This window comes from Serratia sp. K1WW1, from assembly GCF_055790865.1.
Map to the genome: position 1 here is coordinate 2,530,742 of NZ_CM147697.1, position 17,025 is coordinate 2,547,766.

General features: G+C 52.9%; 15 protein-coding genes and 1 tRNA gene. 6 read left to right on the top strand and 10 right to left on the bottom strand.

The genetic code is table 11. The features are described from left to right. The first annotated feature begins 10 nt into the window (after nucleotides 1-10). Nucleotides 11-2,125, top strand: a complete 2,115-nt coding sequence (locus tag ACX9GU_RS11425) for a 3-hydroxyacyl-CoA dehydrogenase NAD-binding domain-containing protein (protein WP_473194826.1) — start codon at nucleotides 11-13, stop codon at nucleotides 2,123-2,125. A gap of 41 nt (nucleotides 2,126-2,166) precedes the next feature. Here the strand turns inward: ACX9GU_RS11425 and ACX9GU_RS11430 are convergent, their stop codons facing one another. From ACX9GU_RS11430 to ACX9GU_RS11450, 5 genes are read right to left on the bottom strand one after another with little or no spacing between them, the layout of a single operon-like run. Beyond that, nucleotides 2,167-2,868, bottom strand: coding sequence for an ABC transporter ATP-binding protein (locus ACX9GU_RS11430; protein WP_473194827.1), 702 nt, complete (start codon nucleotides 2,866-2,868; stop codon nucleotides 2,167-2,169). Continuing rightward, nucleotides 2,861-3,577, bottom strand: a complete 717-nt coding sequence (locus tag ACX9GU_RS11435) for an ABC transporter ATP-binding protein (protein WP_473194828.1) — start codon at nucleotides 3,575-3,577, stop codon at nucleotides 2,861-2,863. The genes ACX9GU_RS11430 and ACX9GU_RS11435 overlap by 8 nt, the downstream gene beginning before the upstream one ends. Beyond that, entirely contained in the window at nucleotides 3,564-4,523 is a 960-nt protein-coding gene (locus tag ACX9GU_RS11440) for a branched-chain amino acid ABC transporter permease (protein ID WP_473194829.1), read from the bottom strand. Before ACX9GU_RS11440 ends, ACX9GU_RS11435 begins: the two co-directional genes overlap by 14 nt. Nucleotides 4,524-4,530: 7 nt before the next feature. After that, complete coding sequence (locus ACX9GU_RS11445; RefSeq protein ID WP_473194830.1) at nucleotides 4,531-5,403, bottom strand: branched-chain amino acid ABC transporter permease; 873 nt, start codon at nucleotides 5,401-5,403, stop codon at nucleotides 4,531-4,533. A gap of 47 nt (nucleotides 5,404-5,450) precedes the next feature. Beyond that, complete coding sequence (locus tag ACX9GU_RS11450) at nucleotides 5,451-6,623, bottom strand: ABC transporter substrate-binding protein (RefSeq protein ID WP_473194831.1); 1,173 nt, start codon at nucleotides 6,621-6,623, stop codon at nucleotides 5,451-5,453. Here ACX9GU_RS11450 and ACX9GU_RS11455 point away from each other — a divergent pair. Next, entirely contained in the window at nucleotides 6,550-6,828 is a 279-nt protein-coding gene (locus ACX9GU_RS11455; protein ID WP_473194832.1) for a hypothetical protein, read from the top strand. The two genes, ACX9GU_RS11450 and ACX9GU_RS11455, sit on opposite strands and share 74 nt — an antisense overlap. 368 nt (nucleotides 6,829-7,196) lie before the next feature. Continuing rightward, nucleotides 7,197-8,402: a 3-oxoadipyl-CoA thiolase gene (gene pcaF, locus ACX9GU_RS11460; RefSeq protein WP_473194833.1), complete on the top strand. Its 1,206-nt coding sequence runs from the start codon at nucleotides 7,197-7,199 to the stop codon at nucleotides 8,400-8,402. Between the two features lie 569 nt (nucleotides 8,403-8,971). On the opposite strand, the gene ACX9GU_RS11465 is transcribed toward pcaF, so the two are convergent. The 4 genes from ACX9GU_RS11465 to ttdA form a co-directional block, all read right to left on the bottom strand. Beyond that, a tRNA-Ser gene (locus ACX9GU_RS11465) sits at nucleotides 8,972-9,061 on the bottom strand. Nucleotides 9,062-9,201: 140 nt separating this feature from the next. Continuing rightward, nucleotides 9,202-10,665, bottom strand: a complete 1,464-nt coding sequence (locus ACX9GU_RS11470; RefSeq protein ID WP_174333536.1) for an anion permease — start codon at nucleotides 10,663-10,665, stop codon at nucleotides 9,202-9,204. Between the two features lie 56 nt (nucleotides 10,666-10,721). Beyond that, nucleotides 10,722-11,327 carry a L(+)-tartrate dehydratase subunit beta gene (gene ttdB, locus ACX9GU_RS11475; protein ID WP_473194834.1) on the bottom strand — a complete coding sequence of 202 codons (606 nt, stop codon included), beginning with the start codon at nucleotides 11,325-11,327 and terminating at the stop codon, nucleotides 10,722-10,724. Beyond that, nucleotides 11,324-12,232 carry a L(+)-tartrate dehydratase subunit alpha gene (gene ttdA / locus ACX9GU_RS11480; RefSeq protein WP_071683341.1) on the bottom strand — a complete coding sequence of 303 codons (909 nt, stop codon included), beginning with the start codon at nucleotides 12,230-12,232 and terminating at the stop codon, nucleotides 11,324-11,326. The genes ttdB and ttdA overlap by 4 nt, the downstream gene beginning before the upstream one ends. Nucleotides 12,233-12,531: 299 nt before the next feature. Here ttdA and ttdR point away from each other — a divergent pair, with 299 nt between their 5' ends. The 3 genes from ttdR to bglB all read left to right on the top strand — a co-directional run bounded on the left by ttdR (nucleotide 12,532) and on the right by bglB (nucleotide 16,438). After that, nucleotides 12,532-13,440 carry an L-tartrate utilization transcriptional activator TtdR gene (gene ttdR, locus ACX9GU_RS11485; RefSeq protein WP_141132396.1) on the top strand — a complete coding sequence of 303 codons (909 nt, stop codon included), beginning with the start codon at nucleotides 12,532-12,534 and terminating at the stop codon, nucleotides 13,438-13,440. Nucleotides 13,441-13,689: 249 nt separating this feature from the next. After that, complete coding sequence (locus ACX9GU_RS11490; protein ID WP_473194835.1) at nucleotides 13,690-15,273, top strand: MFS transporter; 1,584 nt, start codon at nucleotides 13,690-13,692, stop codon at nucleotides 15,271-15,273. A gap of 25 nt (nucleotides 15,274-15,298) precedes the next feature. Further along, nucleotides 15,299-16,438 (top strand): beta-galactosidase BglB, encoded by a 1,140-nt coding sequence (gene bglB / locus ACX9GU_RS11495; RefSeq protein WP_473194836.1) that lies wholly within the window; start codon nucleotides 15,299-15,301, stop codon nucleotides 16,436-16,438. Between the two features lie 245 nt (nucleotides 16,439-16,683). Here the strand turns inward: bglB and lsrG are convergent, their stop codons facing one another. Beyond that, nucleotides 16,684-17,007: a (4S)-4-hydroxy-5-phosphonooxypentane-2,3-dione isomerase gene (gene lsrG, locus ACX9GU_RS11500; RefSeq protein ID WP_473194837.1), complete on the bottom strand. Its 324-nt coding sequence runs from the start codon at nucleotides 17,005-17,007 to the stop codon at nucleotides 16,684-16,686. Nucleotides 17,008-17,025: the final 18 nt, after the last annotated feature.

Here is a 17,025-nt window from a genome sequence, read left to right on the forward strand (position 1 = left end):
GGGGCAGAAGATGGACAGCGATAATCTACCTCACGATCTGCATCTTGAGCGCTGCGGAAACATCCTGATCGCCACGATCGATAATCCGCCGGTCAATGCGGTGGGGATTGGCGTTCGGGCCGGACTGTTGGCGGCGTTGCAACTGGTACAAACCGATGCGGAGATCCAGGCACTGCTATTGGTCGGGGCAGGCAACCATTTTGCCGCGGGTGCCGATATACGTGAATTTAATCAACCACGTCAGCCACCTTTGCTGCGTGATGTTTGCCAGCAAATAGAAGCCTGCAATAAACCGGTGATCGCGGCTATTGCAGGTAACACTCTGGGCGGTGGGCTGGAGATCGCCATGGCTGCGCATTATCGGTTGGCGATAAAGGACAGCCATCTGGGATTGCCAGAGGTCAAGTTAGGGTTACTGCCCGGTGCCGGAGGGACTCAGCGCAGCGTTCGGCTGATTGGGGTTGCAGCGGCACTGGAGTTGATGCTCAGTGGTCGCCCATTAAGTGCCGAGCAGGCGATGGAGCAGGGGTTAGTCGATCGTCTCGGACAGGATGCCCGTATTGATGGTTTGATCTATGCTCACGAGATACTGGAAGAAGGCTGTGGAGTACGCCGTACCAGTGAGATCGCCGTGGAGCCAGATGATCCACAGGCCCAGCAGGCAGCGATCTCGGCTGCCCGCATGAAGCTACCCACACAATTTTACGGCCTGTTTTCCCCAGCATTAATAATCGATTGTGTGGCGGCAGCCTGCGAACAACCCTTTGCTGATGCTTGCCGCAATGAAGCTGCGCAATTCCAACGTTGTCAGGCAAGTCCCCAACATCTGGCACTGTTATATGCTTTCCAGGCTGAGCGCGCGGTTAGCAAACAGCCAGAGACCCACGGCGTGGCGAAACGCACCTTCATCCAGGCGGGTGTCATTGGCGGCGGCACCATGGGGGTAGGCATTGCGATAGTGATGCTGGAGGCGGGTTTGCACGTTACCCTGCTGGAGCGTGATGAGCCCTCTCTGGCGGCAGGGATTAGCCGAATCGAAACATATTATCGTCAACGGGTGAGCAAACAACGGATCTCAGCGGCGGATGCGGCAATCCGGCTGGAAAAGTTGCAGGGAACGGTGCAGTTTCAGGCGCTGGCAATAGCCGATCTGGTGGTGGAAGCGGTGTATGAGGACTTGGCCGCTAAGCAGGCGGTGTTCCGCGAGCTAGACCGCTATTGTAAACCCGGTGCAATCTTGGCCAGTAATACCTCTTATCTTGATATTACCGCTATTGCGGCGGTCACCGGCAGGCCACAAGCGGTGATCGGTCTGCACTTTTTCTCGCCAGCTCCGGTAATGCGCCTGCTGGAAATCGTGATCCCGCCAAAGACGCCAGCAGAGGTGATCACCCATGCGTTCGCGCTGGCGCGTCAACTGGGCAAAATCCCTGTGCGCACCGGGATCTGTGATGGTTTTATTGGTAACCGCATGATGTCGGTATATCGCCGAGCGGCGGAGGCGATGTTAGAGGATGGCGCTTCTCCTTATCAGATCGACGATGCTGTGCGTGAGTTCGGCTTTGCCATGGGGCCTTTTCAGATCAGTGATGTTGCTGGGGGCGATATTGCCTGGGCGACCCGTAAGCGCCGGGCAGCGAATCGGCATCCGCAGGAGCGCTATGTGCAGATTGCCGATCGCATATGTGAACAAGGTTGGTTCGGGCAAAAAACCGGGCGTGGCTGGTATCGTTATGAGCCCGGTTCAAACCGTGGACAGCAGGATCCGGCCGTGCTGGAGATTGTTGCCCATGAGCGTGAGCGGGCGGGGGTAACAGTACGCTCATTCAGCAACCAGGAGATTATGAATCGCTATTTGGCAGCCATGATCAACGAAGGGGCCAATCTGCTTGAGGAAGGGATTGCTCTGCGCCCAGGGGATATCGACGTGGTGCTGTTATCCGGTTACGGGTTCCCGCGTTATCGCGGCGGGCCGTTGTATTATGCCGATAGCCTCGGTTTAGCCAAGGTACTGGCGGATATTGAGACTTTTGCTGCTGAAGACCCGCAGTTCTGGCAACCTTCACCCTTGTTAATCCGCCTGGTTAAACGAGGGCAGACATTTGCCAGCCTTAATAAAGATTGACTAAAAACCATCAGGGCGGGCTCTCCCCGCCCTGATGTAACTCAGTGACCAAAGTAGGCCCGGTGTAACTCCTCCATATCAATTTCATCCGCCATTTTAGTGAACACAATCTTGCCGCTGCGCATCAGGCAGACGCGATCTGCCAGGTTGATCGACAACTGGGTATTTTGCTCAACCAGTAAGATCGTCTTGCCGCTTTCACGTAGCCGGGCAAAACAGGCGAACAGTTCATTGACCACTACAGGGGCTAACCCCAGCGAAGGCTCATCGATCAGGATCATCTCAGGGTCGGACATTAGGCAGCGGCCTACTGCCAGCATTTGCGCTTCACCGCCGGAAAGAACGCCCGCCAGCTGCTTCTGACGTTCTGCCAGTCGAGGAAACATGGCATAGACCTCTTGCAGGCGCTGTTTGACATGAGGCCGGCTGTCTTTGGGGAAAGCCCCCATGATCAGATTATCTTCTACCGTCATATCGCGAAAAATCATGCGCCCCTCCGGGATCAGCGCCAACCCATTCCGGTTGGCGTGCCAGGGAGAAAGCTTGCCGACGTTTATATTTTGATAGGTAATCTGCCCATGTTTCAACGGGAGTAACCCGGCAATGGTTTTCAGCAGGGTGGTCTTGCCCGCGCCATTTGGCCCGACGATGGCGGTCACGGTCCCTGGCTGAATCTGGAGAGAAATGTCCCACAGAATATTGATGGCACCATAACCGCCGCGAACCGATTGAATATTAAGCATAAGTCTCCCCAGTATAACTGCGGATCACCACAGGATCGTTGAATACTTCGGTGGGTGTACCATCCGCAATCAGACGGCCGAAGTTGAGTATCCATACGCGTTGGCATAAAGCCGTGATGGTTTCCAGATCGTGCTCAATCAACAGAATGCTTAAACCGTACTCGGCGTGAATACGTCCAAGCATTTGTTGAAAACGTTTTTTACCGCTGGTTTCCAACCCGGCCAACACCTCGTCAAGCAGCAGCAGTTTTGGTTCGGTGGCCAGTGCTTTGGCAACCTCCAGCGCTTTTAACTCACTGAGTGACAGCTCGGTAGCGGCATCGCGTTCGGCCTTACCATTCAGACCGACCAGCTCCAGGATCTCCCCCAGCCGCGCAAGATCGACCTTCCCGGTAGCAAAGCGCTGTGCGACACGCACATTTTCCATCACGTTCAGCTCATGCATCGGTTGTGGAACCTGAAAGGTGCGGCCAATACCCAAGCGGGCACGGCGATATATACCACTGCGATGACCGAACGGAGTACCATTGAAACTGAGCGTTCCGGCTGTGGGCTGTACCAAGCCAGAAATAGCATTGAACAAGGTGGTTTTGCCCGCGCCGTTCGGGCCGACCAAACCGACGATCTCATTTTGCCCCACCGCTAAAGAAACATTATCTATGGCGGTGACTGCGCCGAATGACACGGAGACGCCCTCAAGCTTTAGCACGATAAAACCTCCTGTGAGCCGAACGTAACAGCGGTAACAGCCCACGTGGGCTAATCAGGATCATCATGACCAGCAGTCCCCCCAGGATCATCTGGTGCCCGGTGGGGAATAGCACTTTGAACAGCAACTGGTCGGTTAAATACACCACCAAGGCACCGAACAGCGGGCCATTCAACGAACGGAAGCCACCGAAAATCGCCGCGATAATCGGCACAATGACCCAGGAAACGTTGAAGGCGTAGTCGGGTTCGAGGAAGTTCATATGATGGGCGTTGAACGCGCCGACCAACCCGGTCATAAAAGCGGACAGTAGCAGGACCATCGCCTTGAGCAACAGGCTGTTAACCCCGACCACCTGCGTTGCTGCCTCGGATTCGTGCATTGCCTTCAGCGCCAGGCCATAATCACTGCGGGCCAATGCGGTATAGATCAGCAAGAACAGGGTGACCAAGGCACAAATCACATAATAAACGCCGAGTTTACTGCTCAACGAAAATCCCATGATATCCGGCAAAGGCGGGATACCGGATAGCCCCGCAGAGCCTCCGGTGATCCCTTCCAATTGCACGGCGAGCACGCGAAATATTTGTGAGTAAGCCAGAATCGCCAGTGCAAAATAGGTTCCTTTCAAACGCAACGTTGGCAACATAAGTAATGTGGTTACCGCTGCGGCCAGGCCGCCGCAGAGCATCGACAGCAACACTGGCATACCGCTGTTCATCGCCAGCATGGAAGACAGATAAGCACCGGTGCCAAAGAAAGCGGAGTGACCAAAACTGACCATTCCCCCCAGATTACCCAGCATGGCCCAGGCCAGCGCCAAGGCGCCAATGGTCAGCGCATCGGTAAACATGCTGATCACATAAGGTTGTTGATACCAGATTGCAGGTACCACCGTGGCCAAAAGCAGTGGCAACCATACGAGCTTAATAAATGATTTCATCATGATCGTGTTATCCCTGGCGCCGAACTGCGCCGAACAAACCATTAGGACGCAGGAACAAGACCAGCAGGAATAGCCCCATACTGACCAGATCTTGCCAGGCCGGATTGAATAGTGTTGCCGTCATGGCTTCGGCAATACCGATCACAATCGCCCCCACCAGAACGCCAGGGATAGAACCGATCCCGGCCAGCACCGTGATAATAAAGGCTTTGATGGTTAGCGCTTCCCCTAACGAAGGTTGCAGAACCCGCGTGCAGTAAATAGCAACACCGGCAACGGACGCCATCATGCCCGCAAGCAGGAATGAGATCATCTCTGTCTGCTTAGGGTTGATCCCCATCAGCATGGCGGCTTCGCGATTGCTGGAAACGGCACGCACGGCACGGCCATACCAACTGCGTGCCAACCATTTCCATAATGCAAACAGCAACACCAGGCTGAGAAGGAATGTCACCAACTCACCTTGCATCGCATACAAGTCAGCGAAATCAATGGGCTCCTGTAACCAGGCTGAGTTGCTGGAGCGGATATTGGCGTTCCATATCAGCAGGATCAGGTTGGTCAGAATGATAGCCACGCCATAGGTTAACAGCAGTGAGTTAAGTTCACGGTCAATCTTGATGCGGCTGAGTAGCATATAGATGCCGATAGCTGTCGCACTGACCACCACGAAGGCTAACGGAATTGACCATAATGGCCCGAGACCGGTAGACGACTCGAACGTGTAGGCGATATATCCCGCCAGCAGCACCAATTCACCGTGGGCCAGATTGACCAGCCGCATAATGCCAAACACCAATGCCAGCCCCAATGCCGCCAGAGCATAGATACTCCCCGCCAGCAGGCCGGAATATAACGATTGAAGCAATAATTCAGTCATGCACACCTCTTTTTCAGGTGGAACAGGTATCCAAATAGCTCGCGGAGTTACCAAGGCGTCCCGGGATACTGCATCGGACCTGTCTCTGCGCTTGCAGGCCACACAATGGCAATTTTTCCTTTCTGATGCTGGCCGATGTTCTGCATAAACTCTTCATTGTCGCCTTGCTGGTTAAAGCGTACCTGGCCAATGATGGTATCCACCTCGGTGGAACGCAGTTGTTGTGCAATACCGCCTTTATCCAGCGTTCCAGTTGCCGCAGCCCGCTCGATAGCTTCGAACAGCAACATGGCCTGAACATAACCATACTGTGAAAGATAATCTGGCTCGTGCGGATAGAGTTCGCGGAAAGCGGCTTCAAATGCCTGGCCATCCGGCCTGTTGAAGGTCACCGGCACCGGCAACATTTCTGTGCCATAGGTTTTTTCAACCAGATCGGGGAAGTCCTGATACATCTTGGAGGTAGCGATCTGCCAGGCCCCGACCATGGCGTTAACCTGGGGTTTGAGGACTCTGGCTGCCCGCAAAATCCCCACATAATCGTTTTCGTAGCCGATCATATTGATCGCGTCCGGGCGGTCTTTCAGCCTGATCTTATTGATAATCGGTTTGAAATCGACGGTAGTGGCTTCAAAGGGGTGCATGGTGACCGTCACTCCTTTCTCGGCCATTAGCTGTTGCATCATGCGTGCCATTTCACTGGTCGATTTTTTGGTGGAGTAAACGATAGCCAGCTTTTTGGTCTGCATGGTTTCAAGCAGGCCAGCCATAGCTTTGACATAACCGTTGGTATTGTTGATACGAAAGAAAGAGTGGAACCCTTGGGTCAGAAACTCGCTGCTGGTTCCCCCAGAGGTCATAAAGGGCAGGCCCAGTTTATCTGCCGCAGTGGCGGCTGGCCCCACAATATCTGAAGTTGCTCCTCCGGTGATGGCGACGACGTTATTAGCGGCTAATCTCTCTACCGCCGCCACCGCTTTGGCCGGTGATGACTCGTCGTCGATAGTCCTGATTTTTATCTGTATTGTTCCAGATCGTTGATTGAACACCGATTCGGCGACCTTCATGCCTTCATGCATTCCTGTGCCACCCCGGGCATTTACCCCGGTCAGCGAGATCACTTCACCAACCTCATATTCAGCCGCATTGGCGGTTGATAGCGTTGCCAGTGCGGTAGTACATGACAAGCACAACGCTAACCATCTTGCTAATTTCATCATTCCTCCCAGGATAATTGTCTTTTTTATGCCTTTGCTTTTTCAAGCTGCAGGCGGAAATCAAGATGTTGACTGTTCGCTGCATGAACGGGCCGTCGTGGGTTGCTTTAGTTGTTACCCGGATTACATCTTGAAGTCTGTTGAGTCGCTGCAACAGCGACCCGTTTACAGTGATAGGAACAACGTTCATGGCCAAAAAGCGGCGTAGAGGCGTCCCTGTTTCTCTGGTGTTGGCTAACTACAAGACCAGTCTGCTGATGCGGATAAACCAAAGAATGGCGGATGAGCGCCCGGTAACGTTTACCGTTCCCTTTCTCCACAGACGGCATCCCTTATCCAGCCTCTGAACTGGACTGTGCGGGTTAATAACAATGTTCATTATCGATTAATATAGACATATTGAGATAATTTATACAAAATAATGTTACTAAAAATGGTCAAAAGTTAGATGTTTGTTACAAATATGGGGTTTTTGGTTGCCGATGCGCAGAGAGAGTGGCGCTTTTCCGTGGATTTATCGTTGCCATAAAGCGGTTAGCACTTTGTTAACATAGGGTTTTTATTGAGGAAAATAGTATGCAACACGCATTTATCTGTGATGGTGTGCGAACACCGATAGGCCGTTACGCAGGGGCGCTGGCCAGCGTGCGCGCCGATGATTTAGCAGCCATACCGATACGGGCCTTGCTGGCGCGTTATCCGGCGTTAGACTTACAGCGAATTGATGATGTTATTCTTGGCTGTGCCAACCAGGCTGGGGAGGATAACCGTAATCTGGCCCGTATGGCCGCCTTGTTGGCCGGTTTACCTTGCGAAATCACCGGTGCGACGATCAATCGCCTGTGTGGGTCCGGCCTGGATGCTCTGGCGATTGCTGCCCGCAGTATAAAAGCAGGTGAAGCTAACCTACTGCTGGCCGGAGGGGCTGAGTCGATGACACGAGCACCGTGGGTGATGGGGAAAGCCGATACGCCCTTCAGCCGCCAGGCGCAGATGTTTGATACCACGCTGGGCTGGCGCTTTGTCAATCCGCTGATGCACCAACTGTATGGTACTGACACCATGCCGGAAACGGCAGAAAATGTCGCCAGCAAGTTCGCCATCGAGAGAGCGGCTCAGGATGCTTTTGCCTATCGTAGCCAACAGCGTACTGCGCGTGCGCAGCAGCAGGGCTTACTGGCTGAAGAAATCACGCCGGTGGTGATACAAAGTAAGCGGGGGGCTGAAACGTCTATCACCGAGGATGAGCATCCACGTGCCGCGACCACCCTTGAGCAATTACAACAGCTGAAACCTCTTTTCCATACTCCAGGTACGGTCACCGCAGGCAATGCATCAGGTATCAATGATGGGGCGGCAGCATTGATCGTCGCTTCAGAAGCCGTGGCGTCATCATTTGGCTTAACGCCTCGTGCGCGGATTGTGGCTACCGCCGTTTGCGGAGTCGAGCCCAGACTTATGGGGATCGGGCCAGTGCCCGCCGTACGCAAAGTGTTGGCGATAGCTGGGTTACATTTAGCGCAAATGGACGTTATCGAACTTAATGAAGCCTTTGCCGCCCAGGCTTTGGCCGTGTTACGTCAATTGGGGCTAGCCGATGATGCCGAACAGGTGAACCCCAATGGCGGTGCCATCGCGCTGGGGCATCCTTTGGGGATGAGCGGGGCGCGTTTGGCGCTGGCCGCCACGTTAGAACTGGAACGAAGAAAGGGGCGCTATGCATTGTGTACCATGTGCATTGGTGTTGGACAGGGCATTGCGATGATCCTTGAACGTGTCTAGCGGTTTAACAAATTACAAAAAACAGCTAATTGAAAAATTGGCTGTTTAGTATTGACGCAATACGTGTTGCTTAGGCTGTAAGTCTAAATAACTTTTCACTGATGCCCAAGAGACACAGCAGTGCGCGCCTGTCGAGGCTTCTCACCCCTCTCTGACTGTGTTACATGCAATAAAAAAAGCCTGAACGTTAGTCCAGGCTTTCTCATTTAATATGGCGGTGAGAGAGGGCTTGATTCGCAAGCTCACCCTGCGGGCGGCCCGTCGGCCGTCCAAAATGTCTCTGCGCTGCGAGCCATTTTGTCGAACCCTGTCGAGGCTTCTCACCCCCTCTCTGACTGTGTTACATGCAATAAAAAAGCCTGAACGTTAGTCCAGGCTTTCTCATTTAATATGGCGGTGAGAGAGGGCTTGATTCGCAAGCTCACCCTGCGGGCGGCCCGTCGGCCGTCCAAAATGTCTCTGCGCTGCGAGCCATTTTGTCGAACCCTGTCGAGGCTTCTCACCCCTCTCTGATTGTGTTACATGCAATAAAAAAGCCTGAACGTTAGTCCAGGCTTTCTCATTTAATATGGCGGTGAGAGAGGGGTTCGAACCCTCGATACACTTTCGCGTATACACACTTTCCAGGCGTGCTCCTTCAGCCACTCAGACACCTCACCGTACGTTGCGCTTACTCAGTGCAACGGGGCGCTACTATAGGGAGAGTCGGTTAACCGGTCAAGAATATTTTTACGGTTTTAGCTCAGGTGGTTAAGCCGTCGCCGCTTTGCCGTAAATCAAGACCGGAAAACCGGTTTTACTAGCCCATCACCATCGGCATCCACACCAATCCGGTAACAATTAACAACCCCAGGAAGATCAGACCAAAGATGGCTCCAAGCCGCCAATAGTCGTTGGTGGGAAGATAACCGCTACCATAGTAAATCGGGCTGGGGCCGGTGGCATAAGGGGTAACAATACTTCCCAGGCCAATGGCAGCACCAATCATCAGGCTGAAGGTCGGCAATGGGATAGCGGGCAGCATGAGTGCGGCGGCAATCATCATTGGCGCTAACGCCGAGGTGTAAGCTGTCGCGCTGGCAAAGAAGTAGCGCAGCAGATAGAACACTATGACCAACAGCACCATCACCACCGTGGTCGAGAATCCCTGCAAACCTTGGGCTATCAGCTTGCCGAACCAGGTAATAAAACCGACGTTGTTCAATCCGGTCGCCAACGCAATCAGCGAAGCCAACCAGAAAAACACGCTCCAAGCCGCTTTATTACTGATGATGTCATCCCAGGTGATAATTTTGCCCAGCAACATCAACGCTACCACCGAATAACCGACCAGCGCCGCATCAATATACTGCCCCGCAAAGATCCACAGCAGCAGGGCAATGATCATCAGCCCCAGCATTTTCGTCTCACGCAGGCTGAGTGGCCCCATTGCTGCAAGTTCGGCAGAGGCCCACTTGGGGACCTGCTCACCGGCCTTGATGGTTGGCGGATAAAGGACATAGCTTAACCAGGGAACCAGAGCGATCAACAGCAGACTGAGTGGCAGCATGCCAAGAAACCAATCGCCCCAGGATAGCGACAAATGGGACGACGTTTTCAGTAATCCAACCAACAGCAGGTTGGGGGCCATGGCGGTGAGGAAAATGGCACTGGTCACACAGTTGGCGCTGATACCCATCCACATAATATATGAGCCAATGCTGCGTGCGCTCGGCGTATTGGGCTGGGAATTATACAGCGGTGGTAAGTTGCGCACGATGGGATAGATAATCCCCGCGCCGCGTGCCGAGTTAGAAGGGGTTACCGGGGCCAATAACAGTTCGGAAAACATAATGGCATAACCGAGCAGCAGGGTCTTATGCCCCATTTTTTTTACCAGGATTAGCGCAATACGCCTCCCCAGTCCGGTTTTTTCATAGCCGGTCCCAAACATAAAAGCGGCAAAAATCAACCAGATCACCGAGTTGGAAAAGCCGGAGACCATCCACGACAGCGAACTGGAAGTATATTTAAAGCCGGGCGTGGCAAGCTGTTCCGGGCTATATAACAACCAGGGCGAGAAAATGGCAATAATGGCCAAGCCGGTCATGGCGACTACCGCACCGGGGGCCGGTTCCAGAATTAAGCCGACGATAACACCAAGGAATACAGAGAAATAGAGCCAGGCATGGGGTTGCAACCCCGCAGGAGCCGGGCACAAGGCGAGGGTTAGCGCCACAATAACTGGGGCAAACCATCTCCATGACAAATTAAACTTTGCCATAGCAGGAACCTCTTTCTAATTATTGGGTAAGAGGGGCGCTTACCCCTCCTGGCGGTTCACTTGATGTAATGGACGTGCTGACAGATCTCTTCCACGATCGGTTCGCAGCGCTGAGCAAACACCTTCTTGTTTTCATCGATCAGGTTATTGCCGTGGGTGTCGATAGAGACAATCAATGGGCCGAACTCTTTAACCCGGCACACCCATAACGATTCCGGCATGCCCAATTCGGTCCAGTGCACCTCTTCAATTTCCTCCACCTGCGTTGCCGCCACTACGGCACAGCCCGCGGGGAATATCACGTGCAGCGCCTTGAATTCCTTACAGCCAGCCACGGTATTTGGCCCCATACCGCCTTTGCCGACGATCAGCCGTACGCCAGTCTGTTCAATGAACTCTTTCTCGAAGCTTTCCATTCGCATACTGGTCGTCGGGCCAATTGACACCATCTCCCATTTTTCACCGTTCTTGCGTACGATTGGCCCCGCATGGAAAATCGCTTTGCCGCGCAGGTTGTAAGGGATCTCACGTTTGAGCTCGATCAGCCGGCGATGGCAAACGTCGCGGCAGGTAACCAGAGTGCCATTGAGATAGATAACGTCGCCCACGCGGATATCGGCCAAGTCTTCCGCTTTAATTGGGGTGGTAAGGATCTTTTTCATAATGCCTCCCGAGTGTGGGAAATACTTTCAAACGACAGATCTTGGTGAACCAGCAATGTGCCACGGCGGTGTGCCCAGCAACCGGTCGAGACGGCGACGCCAATGGTCGAAGGGTGACGAGCTGCGGATTCGATATGTACCCCCATCACGGAACTGTTCCCCATCAACCCTTGCGGGCCAATACCCAGTTGGTTGAGGCCAGCTTCCAGGCGTAGCTCCAGATCGGCGGCGATTGGATTGGGATGGCGGGTGCCGATAGGGCGCAAGATGGCTTTGCGAGAGAGTACGGCTGCTGTTTCAACCGAGGTTGCAATACCAACGCCGACCAGCACCGGCGGGCAGGCGTTGACCGCCAGCGTGGAAATGTTTTCAAAAACGAACTTCACTACGCCTTCATAACCTTCGGAAGGCATCAGCACTTTGGCGCGGCCGGGCAAAGTACAGCCACCGCCGGCCATATACACTTCAATTTCTGCATCGCTCCCGTTGGGCACCAGATCCCAGGTTACCCACGGCACGCCAGAGCCGGTATTTTTACCGGTGTTGACCTCATCAAAGATCTCTACCGCGTTATGGCGCAGTGGTGCTGCCACGGTGGCATCCTCTACCGCCTGTTTCAGTGCGGCCTGGAGTTCGGCCAGCAGGGGAAAACACGTGCCCACTTTGACAAAAAACATGATTTCGCCGGTATCCTGGCAGGCGGGGCGGTTGAGGGCGATGGCTTTCTCCATATTGTCAAACATCGTATGGTAGATAATCTTGCCCATGCCTTCGGTTTCTAACTCTCGTAGCTGTTTTAATTTATCGACGACATCATCCGGCATGCGCGTTGAGATCATGGCTGTGAAATTAGCGACAATGCGGGTGAGTTGCTCAACCTTAGCGTTTTTTTCAATTACGTTCATAAGTGTGACTCCCGTCAGGCTGAAATGAACATGCTCACTGTTAATAGTTATAAAAAGCGTTTTCTTGGCCTGAATAAACGCTACCATAGCGGAGAGGGACGAGCCGCAACCGGTTCGTGAACCGTTAATTCACAGAATGTTAATCATAATTATTTGTTTAAATTCATGTAGATGGAATTTAAATTGCAATGTGGCAGGAAATGCATTTAACACCTGTGCAGCAAAATAAAACAGTTAAATAACGATAGCGTCATTCATTGATAACTATTTAGTGAGTATTTCAGTGAGGCTAGAAAATTATGTCGTTAATTCATTATCCTCAACCTAAAGATTTACAGGTGCTAATTGCGGTGGTTAATACCGGCAGTTTCAGTGCTGCCGCCGAAATATTGGGGCAGACACCGGCATTTGTCACTAAACGTATCCAACAGATGGAGGCATTACTGGGTGTGAAGTTACTGAATCGGTCCTCTCGTGGCATGGCGCTCACGGAAAGCGGGCAGACGGCTTACGCCCACTCGCTGGAGATTATGGATCGCCTGCAAAAGATGGTGGATGAGGTGACGCATATCAAGGAACAACCGGTGGGGATGATCCGCATTGGCTCCAGCTTCGGTTTTGGCCGGGCTTATATTGCGCCAGCCATCATGGAGATCATGGAGATCTATCCGCAATTGCAGATCAACTTTGAGCTGTTTGATCGGCAAATTGACCTCAACCGGGATAATGTCGATCTGGATATCAGGATCAACGATGACATTCCGGATAATTACATTGCCAAGCTGTTGGCCAAGAACCAGCGCATCCTTTGTGCGTCTCCCGCGTACCTAAAACAGCGGGGGATGCCCGAGACGCTGGCAGATTTGCAGCATCATGATTGCCTGGTGACCAAGGAACGTGATCAAACTATCGGCGTATGGGAGTTGGAAAACCAGCAAGGTAAAAAGTCGGTAAAAATATCCGGGCATCTGTCGTCCAACAGCGGGGAGATCGTCTTGCATTGGGCTCTGAATGGCAAAGGGATCATGCTGCGTTCCGAATGGGATGTCTCGCCGTTTCTGCGCGATGGCGTGCTGGTGCGGGTTTTGCCCGACTACGCGCAGAGCGCCAACATCTGGGCGGTTTATCAGATGCCGCTTTACTCATCGACCAAGCTGAAGGTTTGCGTTGAGTTTTTGAGCCAGTACTGCCGCAATATGGGCAATTAGGTCTCATCAATCCGCTACATCACTGGCGGTATCAGGCTGTAATGAAAAAAAAGGAACGCTGTTATCGTAAAAATAAAACATAGTTTTAAAAGATAGAGATTGATCGGCTCTTTCTTCTTTTGTTTGCCATAGACTCGCCATCACTGGCAAAAACACAAAGGTTTTCCCATAGCCATAACCGTATGTTACGAAAATTCCCTGCATATCGCCGGGAAGATAACACGTGATGTGGCTACGGAGATGGCAACAATGAAGACACGTAAAATCGGTCTGTTTAACTATCTTGCTTACGGCTCTGGAGATTTTCTCGGTGCGGGAACCACGGCACTCACCGCCGCCTGGTTACTCTATTTTTATACCACGTTCTGTGGGCTTAGCCCGATTGAAGCCACCTTTATCTTTGCGATGGCAAGGGTACTGGATGCGGTTGTCAGCCCGTTAATGGGCTATCTGACCGACAATTTTGGCTCCACCTGGCTGGGCAAACGCTTTGGCCGCCGCAAGTTCTTTATCCTGCTCGGTATTCCATTGGTCTTTAGCTACAGCCTGATGTGGGTTGGCCATATGGACTATTGGTACTATTTGCTGACCTATCTGTTCTTTGACGTGGTCTACACCATGATCCTGGTACCGTATGAAACGCTGGTGCCGGAGATGACGGATGATTTCAAACAAAAAACCAAGTTCTCTGGTGCCCGCATTGGGCTAGCGCAGTTGTCTGCCATTCTGGCGGCATTCCTGCCAGGCATTCTGCTCAACTACCTGGGTAAAGACAGTGCCGTTTCCTTCTTCTATTCAAGTCTGGTGTTCTCGATCATCTGCGCCTGCGTATTGACGCTGGTCTATTTCTTCACCTGGGAGAGGCCAGCAGAACAAAAATCTGCTGCCGCGCTGGAAGCTGAAAAACAAAAGCTCACGCTGTTCCAGAGCTTGAAGCGCTTGAACGTCGAGCTGTCTTCTACGCTGCGCGTCCGTATTTTCCGCCAGCACTTGGGGATGTATCTTGGGGGGTATATCGCCCAGGACGTCTTCAATGCGGTGTTCACCTATTACGTGGTGTTTGTGCTGATGCAGAGTGCTGCCACGGCCTCCAACCTGATGGGCACCATGGCCATCATGCAATTTGTCGCGGTGATCGCCATGATCCCGCTGTGCATTCGGTTCGGGCCCGCGCCGTCCTACCGTATGGTGGTCGTGCTGTTCGGTATAGGGGCGATCTCCTACGCCGTACTGTATTATGCCAACCTCAGTGACGTTTTCTCATTGTTGCTGCTGGTCTCCGCTCTCGCCGGTTTGGGCCGGGGTGGTATCAACTACGTACCCTGGAATATCTACACCTATATTGCCGATGTGGATGAAGTGATCACCGGGCAACGCCGTGAAGGCATTTTTGCCGGCATCATGACCTTGACCCGTAAGGCCTCCCAGGCCGGTGCGGTGATGCTGGTTGGCATCATTCTGCAACTGTCAGGCTTTGTTTCAGGCCAAAATCATCAATTACCCGAGGTGAGTCACGCCATTCTGATGATCCTGAGCGTCGGTACTTTGGTTGTGCTGGCTATCGGCTTCACCGTCTCGCTGCGCTTCAAACTCAACTTGACCACACACGGTGTACTGCGCCAGGAAACTGAGAAGATGCGCATTGCGGGCCGAGTGGTACCGGAGAACATCACACCGCAAGCGCGCGCTACCGTCGAAATGCTGGCAGGTATGCCTTATGAATCTCTTTGGGGTAACAACAATATTGGTTACCTCAACCGCAAAAAACCTGCTGCTCCGCCATTGCCCAAGGCCACTCAAGGCCAGAAAGCGGCAGGCAGCATAACACCTTGATCTAAAGGCATAAAAGGACATTACTATGTTGGTATATCCCGTAAAACACAGCCCGTTACTGCGCCAACCGGAGCGCTTTATCAGCCGCCAGGAACTGCAGCAGTTGATTGATAGCCTGGTGGACAACCTGGTCAATATCACTGATGAAACCGGCGAATTCCTGCTGCGTCTCGACGATGGCCGCGTCATCGATACCAAAGGCTGGGCCGGTTGGGAATGGACGCACGGCATCGGTCTGTATGGCATCAACCAGTATTATCGCCAGACTGGCGACAGCAAGATGTGTACGATCGTTGATGATTGGTTTACCGCGCGCTTTGCCGAAGGCACGCCAACCAAGAATGTGAATACCGCCTGTCCGTTTCTCACCCTGGCCTACCGCTATGAGGAAACGGGTGATTCACGCTGGCTACCGTATCTGGAGCGATGGGCGGAATGGTTGATGCATGAAATGCCACGCACCGAGCGCGGAGGTATGCAGCACGTCACGCTGGCGGAGGAAAACCATCAGCAACTGTGGGACGATACTCTGATGATGAGCGTGTTGCCACTGGCCAAAATTGGCAAGCTGCTGAACCGCCCAGAGTATGTGGAAGAGGCCAAATATCAGTTTCTGGTCCACATCCAGCACCTGATGGAGCGCGAAAGCGGTCTGTGGTTCCACGGTTGGACCTTCGACGGTAAGCACAACTTCGCCAAAGCCCGCTGGGCTCGCGGTAACAGTTGGCTGACCATCGTGATCCCGGAATTCCTCGAACTGTTGGATCTGCCGCAATACGATGCTACCCGCCGTTTCCTGGTAAAGGTATTGGAATGCCAGGTGGCGGCTCTGGCAGCGTGCCAGCACGAAAGTGGTCTGTGGCATACGCTGCTGGATGATCCGGACTCCTATCTGGAATCATCCGCAACCGCCGGTTTCGCGTTCGGGATCCTGAAGTCGGTGCGCAAACGCTATATCGACGGCAAGTATCTGCAGATCGCCGAAAAAGCGCTGCAAGGGGTGGTGAAACAAATCAACACCGATGGCGAACTGATGCAGGTCTCGTTCGGTACCGCCATGGGCAAAAACCTGGACTACTATCGCCAGGTTCCGCTCACTTCGATGCCTTATGGTCAGGCAATGGCGATTCTGTGCCTGGTGGAATACCTGAACGTTTACCTGTAACAGCAACGGGCTGCTGCCGTGGCCCGTAAGAGAGAGATTACTGAGACAATCTCTCTTCCCCTCAACAGAGCCTGTCTCTTATACACAACTTGGCATCTTGCTGTTTTATATGGGAATTATTTTAAGCTTATCATTTCCTCGCTCGAAAAAATTCTCTTTAAAATCAGCCTGCTATGTTTCTCAAATTACGGCTATTTGACCGCAATTTGAGATGTGTATAAGAGACAGCAACAGAGCAGGGGCTATCAGCTCCCTCTCCCTGTGGGAGAGGGTTGGGGTGAGGGCATCAAACCAATAAAGGCCGTCTTTTTGCGTGGGCCGGTCATCAAAGACTCCAGCTCTTTGACGCAGGCCTGGTAGTGCGGAGTCGTTTTATGGAAAGCCACGGCTTGCTCATCGGCGTAGGCCTCGTAAATATAAAAGCGCGTGGCGATGTCAGGGTCCTGTAACACATCGAAGCGCAGGTTGCCCTTTTCCTGGATCGCGCCCAGATGGTTTTGCCGAAACACCTCGATAAACCGTTCAACCTTGTCGTCATGAACGTTAATTTCGACCAGGGTAACGTGCATAATCTGCCTCCTTGAATG

What these genes read in the sequence shown, in the direction of transcription:
- ACX9GU_RS11425 (WP_473194826.1), top strand. Translation starts at nt 11, where the DNA reads ATGGACAGCGATAATCTACCTCACGATCTGCATCTTGAGCGCTGCGGA.
- ACX9GU_RS11430 (WP_473194827.1), bottom strand. Translation starts at nt 2,868, where the DNA reads ATGCTTAATATTCAATCGGTTCGCGGCGGTTATGGTGCCATCAATATT.
- ACX9GU_RS11440 (WP_473194829.1), bottom strand. Translation starts at nt 4,523, where the DNA reads ATGATGAAATCATTTATTAAGCTCGTATGGTTGCCACTGCTTTTGGCC.
- ACX9GU_RS11445 (WP_473194830.1), bottom strand. Translation starts at nt 5,403, where the DNA reads ATGACTGAATTATTGCTTCAATCGTTATATTCCGGCCTGCTGGCGGGG.
- ACX9GU_RS11450 (WP_473194831.1), bottom strand. Translation starts at nt 6,623, where the DNA reads ATGATGAAATTAGCAAGATGGTTAGCGTTGTGCTTGTCATGTACTACC.
- pcaF (WP_473194833.1), top strand. Translation starts at nt 7,197, where the DNA reads ATGCAACACGCATTTATCTGTGATGGTGTGCGAACACCGATAGGCCGT.
- ACX9GU_RS11470 (WP_174333536.1), bottom strand. Translation starts at nt 10,665, where the DNA reads ATGGCAAAGTTTAATTTGTCATGGAGATGGTTTGCCCCAGTTATTGTG.
- ttdB (WP_473194834.1), bottom strand. Translation starts at nt 11,327, where the DNA reads ATGAAAAAGATCCTTACCACCCCAATTAAAGCGGAAGACTTGGCCGAT.
- ttdA (WP_071683341.1), bottom strand. Translation starts at nt 12,232, where the DNA reads ATGAACGTAATTGAAAAAAACGCTAAGGTTGAGCAACTCACCCGCATT.
- ttdR (WP_141132396.1), top strand. Translation starts at nt 12,532, where the DNA reads ATGTCGTTAATTCATTATCCTCAACCTAAAGATTTACAGGTGCTAATT.
- ACX9GU_RS11490 (WP_473194835.1), top strand. Translation starts at nt 13,690, where the DNA reads ATGAAGACACGTAAAATCGGTCTGTTTAACTATCTTGCTTACGGCTCT.
- bglB (WP_473194836.1), top strand. Translation starts at nt 15,299, where the DNA reads ATGTTGGTATATCCCGTAAAACACAGCCCGTTACTGCGCCAACCGGAG.
- lsrG (WP_473194837.1), bottom strand. Translation starts at nt 17,007, where the DNA reads ATGCACGTTACCCTGGTCGAAATTAACGTTCATGACGACAAGGTTGAA.